At 57.7% G+C, this 16,383-nt stretch carries 14 protein-coding genes and 1 pseudogene; 14 read left to right on the forward strand and 1 reads right to left on the reverse strand.

The window, feature by feature from the left end:
- The first annotated feature begins 70 nt into the window (after positions 1–70).
- Together Electrica_RS19035 and Electrica_RS19040 are read left to right on the forward strand one after the other, a co-directional pair.
- Positions 71–988: an SPFH domain-containing protein gene (locus Electrica_RS19035; RefSeq protein ID WP_004858844.1), complete on the forward strand. Its 918-nt coding sequence runs from the start codon at positions 71–73 to the stop codon at positions 986–988.
- Positions 985–1,449, forward strand: a complete 465-nt coding sequence (locus Electrica_RS19040; RefSeq protein WP_131047533.1) for an NfeD family protein — start codon at positions 985–987, stop codon at positions 1,447–1,449. The genes Electrica_RS19035 and Electrica_RS19040 overlap by 4 nt, the downstream gene beginning before the upstream one ends.
- Here the strand turns inward: Electrica_RS19040 and cueR are convergent.
- Positions 1,446–1,856 (reverse strand): Cu(I)-responsive transcriptional regulator, encoded by a 411-nt coding sequence (cueR, locus tag Electrica_RS19045; RefSeq protein ID WP_131047532.1) that lies wholly within the window; start codon positions 1,854–1,856, stop codon positions 1,446–1,448. The two genes, Electrica_RS19040 and cueR, sit on opposite strands and share 4 nt — an antisense overlap.
- Before the next feature lie 285 nt (positions 1,857–2,141).
- On the opposite strand from cueR, the gene Electrica_RS19050 reads away from it, so the two are divergent.
- The 12 genes and pseudogenes from Electrica_RS19050 to copA all read left to right on the forward strand — a co-directional run bounded on the left by Electrica_RS19050 (position 2,142) and on the right by copA (position 16,368).
- Complete coding sequence (locus Electrica_RS19050; protein ID WP_141965187.1) at positions 2,142–4,262, forward strand: TonB-dependent receptor plug domain-containing protein; 2,121 nt, start codon at positions 2,142–2,144, stop codon at positions 4,260–4,262.
- Positions 4,263–4,264: 2 nt separating this feature from the next.
- Positions 4,265–5,086, forward strand: coding sequence for a heme/hemin ABC transporter substrate-binding protein (locus Electrica_RS19055; protein ID WP_141965188.1), 822 nt, complete (start codon positions 4,265–4,267; stop codon positions 5,084–5,086).
- A 19-nt stretch (positions 5,087–5,105) separates the two neighbouring features.
- On the forward strand, positions 5,106–6,440 hold the full coding sequence (hutW, locus tag Electrica_RS19060; protein ID WP_141965189.1) for a heme anaerobic degradation radical SAM methyltransferase ChuW/HutW: 1,335 nt from the start codon (positions 5,106–5,108) through the stop codon (positions 6,438–6,440).
- 12 nt (positions 6,441–6,452) lie between these two features.
- Positions 6,453–6,947 (forward strand): heme utilization cystosolic carrier protein HutX, encoded by a 495-nt coding sequence (gene hutX / locus Electrica_RS19065; protein ID WP_141965190.1) that lies wholly within the window; start codon positions 6,453–6,455, stop codon positions 6,945–6,947.
- The gene (chuY, locus tag Electrica_RS19070; RefSeq protein ID WP_141965191.1) at positions 6,947–7,570 is read left to right on the forward strand and encodes an anaerobilin reductase; all 624 of its coding nucleotides are present in this window, start codon (positions 6,947–6,949) and stop codon (positions 7,568–7,570) included. Before hutX ends, chuY begins: the two co-directional genes overlap by 1 nt.
- Positions 7,571–7,621: 51 nt before the next feature.
- On the forward strand, positions 7,622–8,614 hold the full coding sequence (locus Electrica_RS19075; protein WP_208764233.1) for a FecCD family ABC transporter permease: 993 nt from the start codon (positions 7,622–7,624) through the stop codon (positions 8,612–8,614).
- On the forward strand, positions 8,611–9,381 hold the full coding sequence (locus Electrica_RS19080) for a heme ABC transporter ATP-binding protein (protein ID WP_141965193.1): 771 nt from the start codon (positions 8,611–8,613) through the stop codon (positions 9,379–9,381). The genes Electrica_RS19075 and Electrica_RS19080 overlap by 4 nt, the downstream gene beginning before the upstream one ends.
- A 206-nt stretch (positions 9,382–9,587) precedes the next feature.
- A complete protein-coding gene (locus Electrica_RS19085; RefSeq protein ID WP_004858838.1) occupies positions 9,588–10,982 on the forward strand; it encodes an MFS transporter in 1,395 nt (464 codons plus the stop codon).
- 106 nt (positions 10,983–11,088) lie between these two features.
- Positions 11,089–12,120 carry a LacI family DNA-binding transcriptional regulator gene (locus Electrica_RS19090; protein ID WP_141965194.1) on the forward strand — a complete coding sequence of 344 codons (1,032 nt, stop codon included), beginning with the start codon at positions 11,089–11,091 and terminating at the stop codon, positions 12,118–12,120.
- Between the two features lie 10 nt (positions 12,121–12,130).
- Positions 12,131–13,114 (forward strand): nucleoside hydrolase, encoded by a 984-nt coding sequence (locus Electrica_RS19095; protein WP_142255924.1) that lies wholly within the window; start codon positions 12,131–12,133, stop codon positions 13,112–13,114.
- 60 nt (positions 13,115–13,174) lie between these two features.
- Positions 13,175–13,791: pseudogene (locus Electrica_RS19100) on the forward strand (MgtC/SapB family protein).
- Between the two features lie 75 nt (positions 13,792–13,866).
- Positions 13,867–16,368: a copper-exporting P-type ATPase CopA gene (copA, locus tag Electrica_RS19105; RefSeq protein ID WP_131047531.1), complete on the forward strand. Its 2,502-nt coding sequence runs from the start codon at positions 13,867–13,869 to the stop codon at positions 16,366–16,368.
- Positions 16,369–16,383: the final 15 nt, after the last annotated feature.

Below are 16,383 nucleotides of genomic sequence, written 5' to 3' on the forward strand. Positions count from 1 at the left end.
GATATACTTAATTTAAACTTGCGTCATTTTTTCTGGCGCCTCATCAGGCAATAAAACAGGAGGTTTTTTGATGCTGATCTTTATCCCCGTACTCATTTTCGTCGCGCTGGTTGTGGTCATGGCCGGCGTCAAAATCGTCCCCCAGGGCTTCCAGTGGACCGTTGAGCGTTTCGGCCGCTACACCATGACGCTACAGCCGGGTTTAAGCCTGGTGGTGCCCTTTATGGATCGCATTGGCCGTAAGATTAATATGATGGAGCAGGTGCTTGATATTCCCTCCCAGGAGGTTATTTCACGCGATAACGCCAACGTCACCATTGATGCGGTGTGCTTTATTCAGGTCATTGATGCGCCAAAAGCGGCTTATGAGGTCAGCAATTTACAGCAGGCGATTGTTAACCTGACGATGACCAACATTCGTACCGTTCTTGGCTCGATGGAACTTGACGAAATGCTCTCTCAGCGCGACAGCATTAATACCCGCCTGCTGCATATTGTCGACGAAGCAACGAACCCGTGGGGCGTCAAAATTACCCGCGTTGAAATTCGCGACGTGCGTCCGCCGGCTGAACTGATTGCCTCGATGAACGCTCAGATGAAAGCCGAACGAACCAAACGCGCCTATATTCTTGAAGCCGAAGGGATACGCCAGGCCGAAATCCTCAAAGCCGAAGGCGAAAAGCAGTCGCAGATCCTGAAAGCGGAAGGGGAACGCCAGTCGGCATTCTTGCAGGCCGAGGCCCGCGAACGTTCGGCGGAAGCGGAAGCCCGCGCGACGCAGATGGTCTCGTCCGCGATCGCCTCCGGCGATATTCAGGCGATTAACTACTTTGTGGCCCAGAAATACACCGATGCGCTGCAGAAAATTGGTTCCGCCAATAACAGCAAAGTGGTGATGATGCCGCTCGATGCCAGCAGCCTGATGGGCTCCATCGCCGGTATCAGCGAACTTATTAAAGAAGGCTCAGGCGAACGGAAAAAATCATGATCGCGCTCATTCTCGCCCATCCGCATATTTTCTGGCTGAGCCTCGGCGGGCTGCTGCTGGCCGCTGAAATGCTGGGCGGCAACGGCTATCTGCTGTGGAGCGGCATCGCCGGCGTGGTCACCGGGCTTCTCGCCTGGGGACTGCCCTTCGGCTGGGAGTGGCAAGGCACGCTGTTCGCCGCGCTGACCTTGCTGGCCGCCTGGCTGTGGTCACACTGGCTGCGCAGGCAGGTCGCGCGCCAGAAACCGGCCGACGCGCAGCTCAACCAGCGCGGCAAGCAGTTGGTCGGTCGCGTCTTTATGCTGGAAAGCCCGCTGATCAACGGCCATGGTCACGTGCGCGTCGGCGACAGCTGGTGGCCGGTGGTCGCCGATGAGGACCTCGGCGCAGGCAGCCACGTTGAGGTACTGGCCGTCGAAGGTATTACGCTACGCGTGCGGGCCTCCGCGCTGCGCCGCTAAGCCCGCGTCTTGCGGTGACAGCAGCCGGAAAGGTTGTCGATAATTGGACAATCGGCGCCGTCATCGCCGGGACAGGATTCCGCCAGCGCCAACAGATGCCTGCGCATATTTTGCAACTCGCTGATATGGCGCTCAATATCCGCCACTTTATCCAGCGTTCTGCGCTTAACGTCCGCACTGTGCCGCGACGGGTCGTTAAACAGAAAAATCAGTTCGCGGCACTCCTCCAGATTAAAGCCGACCTGCCGCGCCTGGCGCAGTAAGGTCAGTTCATCGAGGTGCCGTTGACTGTAGCTGCGATAACCGTTTTCGCTACGCAGCGGCGGCGTGACCAGTCCCTTCTCCTCATAAAAGCGAATCGCTTTACTGGTTAAGCCGGTTTTTTTTGCCACATCGCTGATATTCATTTTTCCTCCACCCTGCTGCATCCTCTGATCTCTATTGTAGGACTAATCTCGCCAACCCCCACTATTTCCTTGATGAATGAATATAAGTCATATATTTCATCATGTTAATGTTTCCTCCGCTCCACCCTGACGCGATATTCATCACAAAAAATAACTTACCTCGCGTGAGAAATTGACCCACATCAAAGGTGCATTCTGTTTACCCCTTAATGACTGGACGCACAGTTGATAAAACCCTATAAACGCGAATGCGATTAATTATCATTACAATTAAAGGTTACTTTGATGATGCCAAGGACACACCTGGGAAGCCTGTGGCTCTCCCCTCTCTCGTTATTTGTTGCCGCTACCGTTGCGGGGGCAAGCCCGACCTCCTCAGTGCAAAATACCGGCGAAGAGACGCTGGTCATTACCGCTAATCGTGCAGAATCCAGCCTCTGGGAAAGCCCGGCGACGATCCAGGTGATTGACCGGGCCACGCTGGATAAATCAACCAGCGTTTCAATCGCCGACGATCTGCAGGATATTCCCGGGGTTGAGGTGACCGACAACGCGCTGGCCGGTCGCAAGCAAATTCGTATTCGCGGCGAAGCCTCTTCCCGGGTGTTGATTTTGATCGACGGTCAGGTTGTCAGCTACCAGCGCGCCGGGCAGAACTACGGCGCCGGGCTGCTGATTGACGAATCGGCTCTCGAGCGTATCGAGGTGGTAAAAGGCCCATACTCGGTTCTTTACGGCTCACAGGCCATTGGCGGCGTCGTCAACTTCATCACCAAAAAAGGCGGAGATAAGCCGCTCGCAGGCAGTATCAAAGCCGTCTATAACTCGGCCACCGCTGGCTGGGAAGAGTCTGCCGCCACCTGGGGCAGCATCGACAGCTTTGACTATCGTATCAACGGCAGCTACTCCGATCAGGGCGATCGCGACACCCCTGACGGCAGGTTGCCCGATACCCACTTTCACAATAACGCTCAGGGCGTCTGGCTGGGCTACCATCTCGATCGCCATCAGTTCGGCCTGTCGCTCGATCGCTACAAAACCGCGACGCAAACCTGGCTTAGCGACGCCGATAACCAGTATGACGAATTCAGCGTCCGCATCCCGAAACTGGAGCGCGAAAAGGTCGGGGTATTCTATGACTATGCTGCCGACGGCGATTACCTGAAAAAAATTCATTTCGACGCTTATACCCAGACCATCGAGCGTAAATTTGAAAACCGGGTCAAGACCACCCAGCCGATTCCCAGCCCGCTAATCCAGGCCCTGACGGTCAGTAATCAGACCCATACCCAGGATAAGCAGTACACTCAGGGTGTCACGTTACAGAGCAACTTCTCGCTGCCGGCGAACAACGAGCTGGTTCTCGGCACCCAGTATCAGCATGACAAGGTGAAGCAGGACTCCAGCAGCAGCACGCGCCAGACTGCTGCCACTGGCTTCTTCGATACCCAGACCCATACCTTGTCGCATATTGAAGCCCAGCAGAGTAACACCTCATTATTTGCGCAAAACGACTGGCATTTCGCCGACGACTGGACATGGACCGTCGGCGCGCGTCAGTACTGGCTCTCCTCGCGACTCGATCGTAGCGACAGGATCAGACAGTCCTCCGCTGGAAAATCAGCATATGACGATGAGTTCGTCACCTCCACCAGCCTGCGCTATTCCGGTTTTAAAGATATTGAACTGCGCGCCGCCTATGCGCAGGGGTATGTCTTCCCGACGCTGACCCAGCTGTTTATGCAGACGTCTGCTGGCGGCGGCGTGACCTACGGCAACCCGAATCTGCAAGCGGAACACTCCAGTAACTATGAGCTGGGCGCCCGGTATAAAGGGAATATGTGGCTGATAGACGGGGCGATTTACTACTCCGAAGCCAAAGACTATATCGCCAGTCTGGCCTGCTCAGGAAACGCGATCTGTAACGGCAACAGTAGCTCCTCACGCGGTGAATATTACTACTACGACAATATTGACCGCGCCAAAACCTGGGGCATGGAGCTGACAGCGGAATACAACGGGTGGGCCGTATCCCCCTATCTGAGCGGCAATATTATTCGTCGTCAGTACCAGGGCGAGGCCCTTAAAACCTGGGATACCGGTGAACCGACGCTGACGGGACGAGCAGGCCTGAAACATACGCTGCTGCTGAATGCAGTCAACGTTTCTTCCGATCTCTTCGTTCGCGCCGCCTCCAGTGCCAAAGATAACACCGGCAGTAAGGAGATTAACTATCCGGGCTGGGCCACCCTTAACCTCGCCCTCACGACCGAGTTTGGCCCGCAGGATCAGTATCAGGTCAACCTGGCGCTCAATAACCTGACCGACAAGCGCTACCAGACCGCCCATGAAACGATTCCTGCCGCAGGTTTTAACGCCGCGGTGGGCTTCGCATGGAATTTCTGACGATGAAGGGACTTATCGCAGCCTTACTGGCTCTCGCCTGCGTCTGTAGTGCACAGGCCGAACGGCTGGTCGTCGCGGGAGGTTCGCTGACCGAAATTATCTTCGCGATGGGAGCTGGCAACCGCGTGGTCGGAGTAGATGAAACCACCTCTTATCCGCCGGAAACCGCCGCGCTGGCGCATATCGGCTACTGGAAGCAGCTCAGTAGTGAAGGCATTTTGTCCCTGCGCCCGGAGCGCTTTATCACCTGGCAGGATGCCGGGCCGCAAATCGTTCTCGACCAGCTACGCGCGCAACAGGTCAACGTCGTCACTCTGCCGCGCGTACCGGCTACGGTGGAACAGATGTACGCCAATATTCGCGAGCTGGCAAAAACGCTACAGGCACAGGAACAAGGCGAAGCGCTGGTGAACCGTATCCAGCAGCGCCTGGAACGCGTCCAGCGCAGCGTGGCGGCGAGAAGCGCGCCGGTCAAAGCGCTGTTTATTCTCTCCGCTGGCAGCAGCGCGCCGCAGGTCGCCGGCAAAGGCAGCGTCGCAGACGCCATTCTGGCCCTGGCAGGTGCCCGGAATGTGGCGACGCACAGGCAGTACAAAAGCTATAGCGCGGAATCGCTGATTGCGGCCAATCCACAGGTGATTGTCGTGACTTCGCAAATGGTCGATGGCGATCTTAATCGTCTGCGCACGATAGTTGGTCTAACCCACACCGCCGCCTGGAAAAATCAGCGCATTGTCATCGTCGATCAAGCGCTGATCCTCGGCATGGGCCCTCGCGTCGCTGACGCGGTTGAGTCCCTGCACCAGCAATTTTGGCCTCAATAGATGGATTTAATATAGACGTATGAATACTCACAACGCGCTGGATCTCACCCCGCATTTTGCGCTGGAGGGCAACCAGCCATTTAAAGATCGTCGCGCCACCATGCCGTGGCGTGGCGTGATCCCCATAGCAAAAGAGCTGCTGTCGCAAACCTGGCAAGAGGTCATCAGCCAGAGCGTGCCCCATCGTAAAAGACTGGTGTACTTACACATTCCCTTTTGCGCCACCCACTGTACGTTCTGCGGTTTTTATCAAAACCGTTTTGCGGAGGATCATTGCGCCCGCTATACCGATGCTCTGCTGCGGGAAATCGCCATGGAAGCCGACAGCGCGCTGCATCAGTCGGCCCCCATCCATGCGGTTTACTTCGGCGGCGGTACGCCGTCTGCGCTGTCGGCGCGGGATCTGGCGAGAATCGTCACCGCGCTACGTGAACAGCTGCCGCTGGCACCGGATTGTGAAATCACGATTGAAGGCCGGGTGCTTAACTTTGACGCGAACCGGATTGACGCCTGTCTGGATGCCGGCGCCAATCGTTTTTCCATCGGCATTCAGTCCTTCAACAGCAAGATCCGTAAGAAGATGGCCCGCACCTCCGACGGCCCTACGGCGGTAGACTTTATGCAGAGACTGCTGAAACGCGATCGCGCCGCCGTGGTGTGCGATCTGCTATTCGGCCTGCCCGGCCAGAATGCGGCACTGTGGGGAGAAGATCTGGCGATCGCCAGCGATATTGGTCTCGACGGCGTCGATCTCTATGCCCTCAATGTGATCCCTCATACGCCGCTGGGAAAAGCCGTGGAAAACGGCCGAACCGTGGTCCCTTCTCCGACCGAGCGGCGCGACCTTTATCTTCAGGGCTGTGATTTCATGGACGATGCAGGCTGGCGCTGCATCAGCAATAGCCACTGGGCGCGCACCACGCGCGAACGCAACCTTTACAACCTGTTGATTAAACAGGGTGCCGACTGTCTGGCATTTGGCTCCGGCGCGGGCGGTTCGGCCAACGGCTACTCGTGGATGGTCGAACGTAATCTCGCGGCCTGGCATGAATCCATCGCCGCCGGGAAAAAACCGCTGATGATGATGCGGACCGCCGAGCGCAGTTACCCGTGGCGTCACACCCTACAGGCGGGCATTGAAACGGCGCGCATCCCATTGGCTGAACTGACGCCCCATGCCGAAAAGTTAGCCCCTTTACTGAGCCAATGGCACCGAGCGGGACTCACCCGCGACGCCTCTACCTGCCTACGTCTGACCAACGAGGGTCGTTTCTGGGCAAGCAATATTTTGCAGTCTCTTGATGAACTGATTCAGGAACTTAATGCGCCGCGTATTGCGGTCGGGAAACCCTAACAGGAGTAATTTATGAGCCATGTTTCTTTGCAGGATTTTTTAAAGACCGAGCCGGACGGCACGCTGGAAGCGATCGCCGAGCGGTACAATATCCCCCTTCTGGAGGTGGTGCGAAACCTGCCTTCTCCGACGCTGGTCTCCGGCGACCGGTTTGACACCGTCTGGGAAACCGTCTGCGAATGGGGCAAAGTCACCACCCTGGTCCATACTGCGGATGTCATCCTTGAGTTTACCGGCGAGCTACCTTCCGGCTTCCACCGCCACGGCTACTTCAATCTGCGCGGTAAAAAGGGCATGACGGGGCACATCAAGGCAGAAAACTGCACGCATATCGCCTTGATCGAACGTCAATTTATGGCAATGGATACCGCCTCCATCCTTTTCTTTAACAAGGCAGGCAGCGCCATGCTCAAAATCTTCCTTGGTCGCGATGAGCACCGCCAGCTACTGAGCGAACAGGTCAACGCTTTCCATACCCTGGCCGCCGCTCTAAAGGAGCATGCCTGATGACGCCATGGTTGCTCTTCGGTCCCGGCGGCAGCGGCGTCGGGGCCCACACGCTAGAGCGCGCGCTGGCCGAACGCCGCCCGGTCATTGCCGTGATACGCAACCCTCAAGCCGCCACTGAGCGACAACAACAAGGCGTACAGGTTTTCAACGGCGATGCCTGCGATGCGAGCATCGTGGCCAGCGCCTGTCGGGCCGCCGGGCCGGATGCCCTCATCATCTCATCAATAGGCGGATCGCAGGATTACCTGGCGCACCGTACCGTTATCGATGAAGCCGAAAAAGCAGGCATCCGGCGGATGATTCTGGTGACCTCGCTGGGCTGCGGCGACGGCTGGCCCTTTCTCTCAGCACGTGCGAAGGCCGCTTTTGGCCAGGCCGTGCGCGAAAAAACGTTGGCGGAAAACTGGCTGCAAACCAGCACACTGGATTACGCCATTCTTCGCCCCGGCGGGCTGCTCAATGGTGAAGCGACCGGTAAAGCGCTCAGGATACAGAATCGGGAGTGCCACGGCTTCGTGCGCCGCGCGGATGTCGCCACCCACATTGCTGAACTGGCCGCGGCGCCAGCACTCAACAACCAGATCTACAGCCTGGTTGAACCTGAACTGAAACCGGCGTAATCCCCTCACGGCGCGGAACATCCGTGCCGTAAAGACGTAATGGAGTTTCGCGTGCTCAAGGATTCACTCTCTTCCGTCAGCGTACTGGCGGGTCTTTCACTGCTCCTGATCGCGCTAGTGCTGCTCGGCGCCAGCCAGGGGGCGCTGCACATCAGTTTCAGCGTCCTTCTCACTGAGGAGTATCGTGCTATCTGGCTGAACATTCGCCTGCCGCGGGTTCTGCTGGCGGTACTGGTCGGCGGCGCGCTAGCCACGGCGGGAGTCATTATGCAAGGCCTCTTTCGTAACCCGATGGCCGATCCCGGCCTGCCTGGCGTCAGCAGCGGCTCTGCGCTGATGGTCGGGGTGGCGATTGTACTGCCGTTTTCGTTTCCCGTGATTCTGGCGCTATATGAGCAGATGATTTTTGCCGTGGCGGGCAGCATGGTGGTCTGTACGGTAATCTTCCTGATCGGCCAGCGCCACAGCCACGGCGGCATGATGCCGCTATTGTTAGCCGGCATCGCCATCAACGCCCTGTGCGGCGCGGCGATCGGCGTGCTGAGCTATATCGGCGATGACCAACAGCTTCGCCAGCTCACCTTATGGTTGATGGGCAATCTTGGCCATGCCCAATGGCCTACGCTGCTGGTAGCCGGTTCATTTGTCCTGCCAGCGATTGCCGCAACGATCTGCCTCGCCGGAACGCTGAACCTGCTGCAGCTTGGCGATGAAGAAGCGCACTACCTCGGCGTCAACGTCAAATGCAAACGCCAGCAGCTACTGTTGCTCAGCTCGCTGCTGGTCGGTGCCGCCGTATCGGTAAGCGGCGCGATCGGCTTTATCGGGCTGGTAATCCCGCATCTGATTCGCATGACCACAGGGGCAGATCATCGCTGGCTGATCCCCTGTGCTACTCTGGCTGGCGCCTGTTTACTCCTGCTGGCCGACACCCTGGCTCGCACCCTGGTACAGCCTGCGGAAATGCCCGTCGGCTTGTTGACCAGTCTGATCGGCGGCCCCTATTTTCTGTGGTTGATACTACGCAGCCGGAGGCCGTCATGATCGAGACGCAAAATCTGGTTTATATCGCCGGGGGCCGGCGCCTGACTGACGATGTCTCCCTGACCTTAACGGGTGGAGAGATCGTCGCCATTCTCGGGCCGAACGGCGCTGGAAAATCCACGCTGCTGCGCCAGTTAACGGGCTATCTGAAACCGCACAGCGGGCGCTGCGCGCTGCTGGGTAAACCGTTGGCAGAATGGTCGATAAGCGAACTGGCAAAGCGCCGCGCGGTGATGCGTCAGAATAGCCAGATGGCGTTTCCTTTTCGCGTGCAGGAAGTGATCCGCATGGGCAGACATCCCTATGGCACACATCATTCCGCTGATGAAACGGAGTACATCATGGCGTTGTGCGACTGCCGCGAGCTGGCCTCCCGCGACTACCGGCGGCTCTCCGGCGGCGAACAGCAGCGGGTACAGCTGGCGCGTCTGCTGGTACAGCTCTGGGAGCCCGTTCCCTCCCCCAAATGGCTGTTTCTCGATGAACCGACCTCCGCGCTGGATATTCACCACCAGCAGCACCTTTTTCGCCTGCTGCGTCAACTGGTACGCGAACGGCGGTTCAACGTCTGCTGCGTGCTCCACGATCTCAATCTTGCCGCGCGCTACGCCGATCGTGTCGTGCTGATGGAAAAAGGCAGGGTTGTTGATAATGGTCAGCCGCAGGCGGTATTGAAACAGCGGGCGCTGAACGCACTCTACGGCGCTGACATCACGGTGTTAAACGATCCATCGAACCACTCACCGCTGATCGTCCTCGATCGGTAAAGCTTGTGGGGCATCGATTCCGGTGCTCCATTTTCTGTAACAATTGCCTGTTATAAGTGATCGCTTTCGCAATCCTGACTCTTTCATCTTTCAATTCTACGCGGGTAGATCTATTAATTTACCGAAAAAATATAATATCTACGCGGGTAGAACATAAAGCGTTAAAACCTGCGACTTTTGTCGACAGCTTACTTCAAGGAGTTGTTATGAACACGCATTCATCCTCTGTTCCCCTGACTGACGGCCAGCAGGCTGCCCAGGAGCGCATGGAAACACCCGAAGGGCGCCGCGAATTCTGGCGAGCGACGTTTTCCTGCTGGTTAGGCACCACGATGGAATATGCCGATTTTGCCCTCTACGGGCTTGCCGCCGGCATTATCTTTGGCGATGTCTTTTTTCCGCAGGCTACCCCTGTCATGGCGCTTCTCTCCAGCTTTGCCGCCTATTCCGTTGGTTTTATTGCGCGCCCCATCGGCGCGCTGTTGTTTGGCTGGATAGGCGACCGGCACGGGCGGAAAATTGTCATGGTGATCACCATCGGCCTGATGGGATTCTCAACCATGCTAATCGGCTTAATTCCCAGCTACGCCCAGATTGGCGTATGGGCGCCGGTGTGCCTGGTTATTCTGCGATTCTCTCAAGGGCTGGGGGCCGGAGCAGAACTCTCAGGCGGCACCGTGATGCTCGGAGAATACGCCCCCGTGAAGCGCCGCGGGCTGGTCTCTTCCATTATCGCTCTCGGCTCCAACAGCGGCACTTTACTCGCCTCTCTGGTGTGGCTCGTCGTCTTACAAATGGACAAAGATGCGTTGCTCAGTTGGGGATGGCGCATCCCTTTCCTCAGCAGCATTCTCATCGCCGCGACGGCGCTGTTCATTCGCCGCCATATCCGTGAAACGCCGGTCTTTGAACGGCAAAAAGCGCTGCTCAAGGCCGAACGTGAAAAATCGCTGCGCCGCGGCCAGGTAATGAAACAACACGACACCCGTAGCTTCTGGCGACGCACCCGTGCGTTCTGGACGATGGTCGGCTTACGCATCGGCGAAAATGGCCCTTCCTACCTCGCCCAGGGCTTTATCATTGGCTATGTCGCCAAGGTTCTGATGGTTGATAAATCGGTCCCGACGGTGGCGGTGTTTATCGCCTCGATTCTGGGATTCGCCATTATTCCGCTGGCGGGCTGGCTTTCCGATCGCTTCGGTCGACGCATCATCTATCGTTGGTTCTGCCTGTTACTGATCCTGTACGCATTTCCGGCTTTTATGCTGCTCGACTCCCGTGAGCCGTGGATTGTTATCCCCACCATTATTACCGGCATGGGGCTCGCTTCGCTGGGTATTTTCGGTGTCCAGGCGGCCTGGGGCGTTGAGCTGTTTGGCGTGACTAACCGCTATACCAAAATGGCCTTCGCCAAAGAGCTGGGCTCGATTATGTCGGGCGGTACCGCGCCGTTGGTGGCCTCGGCGCTGCTCTCGTTCTACGGGCACTGGTGGCCTATCGCCGTCTATTTCTCGCTGATGGCCGCCATCGGTCTGGTGACCACCTTTTTCGCTCCGGAGACGCGCGGGCGCGATCTCAATTTACCTGAGGACGCGATTTGAGTACGGAGAACGGCGAGTGCGCGTGCGTTACCAAAGATTTTTGGCTGACAACACCTTATGCTGTGCGGAAAAGAGAATGCTCTGAACTCAACCAGGTAGGTGCCCCGTGACCCAATCACATTCACAGCGCGTAACACGTTCCGATGTCGCAAAGGAGGCGGGAACATCTGTCGCGGTCGTGAGTTACGTTATTAATAACGGTCCACGCCCCGTTGCTGAAACGACCCGACAGCGCGTGCTGCAGGCGATTAAGAAAACCGGTTACCGGCCCAATGGTATCGCCCGCGCGCTGGCCTCGGGGAGCACGCAGACATACGGGCTTGTGGCCCCGGATATCTCAAACCCGTTTATTGCCTCCATGGCGCACGCCCTGCAGCGCGAAGCGTTTGCTGACGGTAAGGTGCTCCTGCTGGGGGATGCGGGAGATAACAGCGGACGAGAGCGTGAACTGATCAACAACATGCTCAATCGCCAGGTCGACGGCCTGATTTATACCAGCGTTGACCGGCACCCGTATATTGAGTTGATTGCAGAGAGCGGCACGCCCTGCGTGATGTTGGATCGCGTCGATGCCGGATTAAACGTCAGCGTTATTCAGGTGGATGAACAGCTGGCGGCCTGGCAGGTGACGAAACATCTTATCGAGCACGGCTACCGCGATATCGGCATCATCTGTGGTCCGCGTGAAATGCTCAACACCCAGGATCGTATTCGGGGATGGCAGTTAGCGCTGGAAGAAGCGTCGCTTGCAGTCACCCCTGGCTGGATTTTTTCGACCAATTACACGCGGGCAGGAGGCTATGAGGCGACAAAACGTATGCTGCAGGGTAAGCCGCCGCGCGCGCTGTTTGCCACCAATGAACAGCAGGCGCTGGGCTGCTTACGCGCATTGGCAGAGCACGGGCTGCGTGTGCCCCAGGATGTGGCGCTGGTCTGCTTTAACGCTACACAAGAATCGGCTTACAACGTCCCTTCCTTAACGGCCGTCCGCCAGCCCGTCGACAAAATGGCCCAGGCGGCGATCGACATGCTGAAAAACTGGGACGGCAAGGTTCGCCGCGTTGAATTTGAGTTTTATTTACGAGTGGGAGAGTCGTGTGGCTGCCAGGGACATGAAGTACAACCTGAGACAAGATGAAAATGAATCCATGCGCGTGATTATCGACTGCGACCCGGGGAACGGCGTTCCGGGCGCCAATATCGATGACGGCCTGGCGCTGGCGCTGGCGATTGCCACCCCGCAAATCACCCTGGAAATGATCACCACCGTGGCAGGCAATACGCCGGTAGAAACCGGCTATGCCGTCGCCAAAGCCCTCGTCCGTCAGTTGGATATCCCCGTTCCGGTCTACCGCGGCGCTGCCCGCGCCCTAAGAGAAGACCCGCAGCCCTGGCGCGAAAAACTCGATCGTGGCGTCGATCGCGCTGGCTTACGTCAGCTATGGTCGGACGTCCCTGTGCCGCCAACGTGTCAGGCCGCGCAGCCTTTGGCACCGCAGGCCATCGGTGAGCTGATCTGCAACCATCCCGGCGAGATAACGCTGATTGCCACCGGGCCACTCACCAACGTGGCGATAGCGCTGCAACTCTATCCCGAAATCGTTCATACGGTTAAAAACATCGTGATCATGGGCGGGGTGTTCAACGTTGCCGGCTATATCAAAGACACCAATTTTGGTTTGGATCCTGAAGCGGCACACGCCGTACTCACCAGCGGCGCGCCTGTCACGCTGGTGCCGATGGATGTCACCACGAAAACGCAAATGCTTCATCGCGATCTGGATCGTCTGACTTCGGTAAAAAACGGGCTTAGCCGTTACCTGGCCCAGACTGTTCGCCCGTGGATCGCCTACTCGATTCAGACCCGCAACCTGCCCGGATGCTGGATCCATGATGTTGTAACCGTTGCCTGGTTGCTCGATCCGACGATGGCGACGACGACAGAAGATTACCTCGACGTCTCTCTGGAAGGCATCACTCGCGGTATGACCTGCCGCTACGGCCGCGACGGCCTGCGCCTGGACGTGGGTATTCCCGAGCCGCAAGGCGCGAGAGTACGCATCCTCGAAAGTATCGATAACACCCATCTTCTGGCGCTGCTCGAACACTATATTCACCGTTACCGCGCCTAGCATTCCGGCACTGGCAAGAGAAATACCATGCCTTCGCGGGCAGGGTTTGGCGGAGGAAAAATGAATACGTTGGCGGTCATCTTATCTGGCGAGGGAGAATCTGTTTTCATTACGCTATGCAAAATTGGCGTGGCTTTTATTCTCGGCGGAATCATCGGTCTGGAGATAGAATCAAAAGGTAAACCGGTTGGTTTTAAAACCTGCGTGATTATTTCCGTAGCCAGCTGCGCCCTGACGATTGTCTCGATCAGTCAGCGGAGTATTACGCTGAGATCTTCGCCAATATCCGCAGCGATCCAATGCGCCTGGCGGCACAGATCATCAGCGGCGCCGGTTTTTATCTGCATGCTCTTCTCGCCACCGGATTATTTCTGCTGGCAATCAAGCTCAGCTATTGCGTTATTTTTTTACAAACTAAAAATCAGTCACCCGGTAAAGTAAAAATCCGCATTATTCTTGATGAAACATCCGGCTTAGAAACGTTAATAGCGAGTATTACGCAGCAAAAAAATATTATCGAAACCATCACCATTCATGATTTAAAAAAGGAAAACAGGGCTCAACCTCAAGATGGTGGTGAGAAAAAAATGACTTTACCCGAACGGTACCGCAGCCTTCCCTCTCTGGAACATGTCTGCGCGATTGCGCTGGAACACGAAAAACGCCGTCGCCAATAAACACCTTGACCTTCCCCTTGCTGGAAGGTTTAACCTTTATCACAGTCAGTCATCCCTGTCATAAAGGAGTGTGTTATGTCTCAAACTATCGACCTGGCCCTGGACGGTTTGTCCTGCGGTCACTGCGTCAAACGCGTGAAAGAAAGTCTCGAACAGCGCCCGGACGTTGAGCTGGCGGAAGTCACCGTCACCGAAGCACACGTCACCGGTAGCGCCAGTGCCGAAGCGCTTATCGACACGATCAAACAGGCCGGTTACGGCGCAGAGTTAAGCCACCCAAAGGCTAAACCGCTGGCGGAGTCATCAATCCCGTCGGAAGCACTGACAGCGGTCTCTTCTGAGCTTCCGGCAGCGACGGCTGATGATGAAAGCCAACAGCTGCTGTTAAGCGGCATGAGCTGCGCCAGCTGTGTTTCCCGGGTACAAAATGCGCTGCAAAGCGTACCGGGCGTCACGCAGGCACGGGTAAACCTCGCGGAACGCACTGCGCTGGTTATGGGCAGCGCGTCCGCCGCAGAATTAGTCCAGGCGGTGGAGAAGGCAGGCTACGGCGCGGAAGCGATCGAAGATGACCAGCTTCGCCGCGAACGCCAGCAGGAAACCGCTATCGCCACCATGAAACGATTCCGCTGGCAGGCGATCGTTGCGCTGCTGGTGGGGGTGCCGGTCATGGTCTGGGGCATGATCGGTGACAATATGATGGTCAGCGATGATAACCGTTCCCTGTGGCTGGCTATCGGGCTTGCTACCCTCGCGGTGATGGTCTTCGCCGGCGGCCATTTCTATCGCAGCGCATGGAAAAGCCTGAAAAACGGTACCGCCACCATGGATACGCTGGTGGCGCTGGGAACCGGCGTAGCATGGCTCTATTCCATGAGCGTCAACCTGTGGCCGCAGTGGTTCCCGATGGAGGCTCGCCATCTCTACTATGAAGCCAGCGCGATGATTATCGGTTTAATTAACCTCGGTCATATGCTGGAAGCCCGCGCCCGTCAGCGCTCCTCAAAAGCGCTGGAAAAACTGCTCGACCTGACGCCGCCGTCGGCGCGGGTTGTCAGCGAAGAGGGTGAGAAAAGCGTGCCGCTGGCCGAGGTTCAGCCGGGGATGACCCTGCGCCTGACGACCGGCGACCGGGTTCCGGTGGACGGCGTGATAAGCCAGGGCGAAGCCTGGCTGGATGAGGCGATGCTGACCGGCGAACCCATTCCGCAACAAAAAGCGGATGGCGACACGCTGCATGCCGGCACCGTGGTCCAGGACGGCAGCGTTCTGTTCACCGCCAGCGCCGTCGGCAGCCAGACGACATTGGCCCGCATCATTCGCATGGTGCGTCAGGCACAAAGCAGCAAACCGGAAATCGGCCAGCTGGCGGATAAAATCTCCGCCGTGTTCGTGCCGGCCGTGGTGGCTATCGCCCTGTTCAGTGCGGCAATCTGGTACTTCTTCGGACCGGCGCCGCAAATTGTCTATACCCTGGTGATCGCCACCACGGTGCTGATTATCGCCTGTCCTTGTGCGCTGGGTCTGGCGACGCCAATGTCGATTATCTCCGGCGTGGGCCGCGCGGCGGAATATGGCGTACTGGTTCGCGATGCCGATGCGCTCCAGCGCGCCAGCCAGCTCGATACCCTTGTTTTTGATAAAACGGGTACCCTGACCGAAGGTAAACCGCAGGTTGTGGCGATAAAAACCTTTGCCGATGTTGATGAGCCTACGGCGTTACGTCTCGCGGCGGCGCTGGAGCAAGGCTCCAGCCATCCGCTGGCGCGGGCGATCCTCGAAAAAGCTGCCGATAGCCTGCTGCCGGTAGTCGATAACTTCCGTACCCTGCGCGGACTCGGCGTCAGCGGCGAGGCCGAAGGCCATGCCCTGCTGCTCGGCAACCAGGCGCTGCTCAACGAGCAAAAGATTGCCACCGCCGCCGTAGAAAGCGAGATAGCCGCCCAGGCATCGCAAGGGACAACGCCAGTGCTACTGGCGATCGATGGCCAGGTCGCCGCCCTGTTCGCTATTCGCGACCCGCTGCGCGACGATAGCGTCGCTGCGCTGGCTCGTCTGCACCGCCAGGGCTATCGTCTGGTGATGTTGACCGGAGATAACCCGACGACCGCTAACGCGATTGCCAAAGAGGCAGGCATCGACGACGTGATTGCCGGCGTGCTGCCGGACGGCAAAGCTGACGCTATCAAGCGCCTGCAAAGCCAGGGGCATCAGGTGGCGATGGTCGGTGACGGCATCAACGACGCGCCGGCGCTGGCCCAGGCCGACGTCGGGATTGCGATGGGCGGCGGGAGCGATGTGGCGATTGAGACGGCGGCCATCACCCTGATGCGCCATAGCCTGAACGGCGTGGCGGATGCGCTGGCGATTTCAAAAGCCACGCTGCGCAACATGAAGCAGAACCTGCTGGGGGCCTTTGTGTACAACTCGCTGGGGATCCCCATCGCCGCCGGGATCTTATGGCCGCTGACCGGAACTCTGCTTAACCCGGTGGTAGCCGGTGCCGCCATGGCGCTCTCTTCCATTACCGTGGTCAGCAACGCAAACCGGCTGCTGCGCTTTAAGCCGAAGGACTAGATGTTATGACCCATA

The sequence above is a fragment of the Klebsiella electrica genome (assembly GCF_006711645.1).
GTDB lineage: Bacteria > Pseudomonadota > Gammaproteobacteria > Enterobacterales > Enterobacteriaceae > Klebsiella > Klebsiella electrica.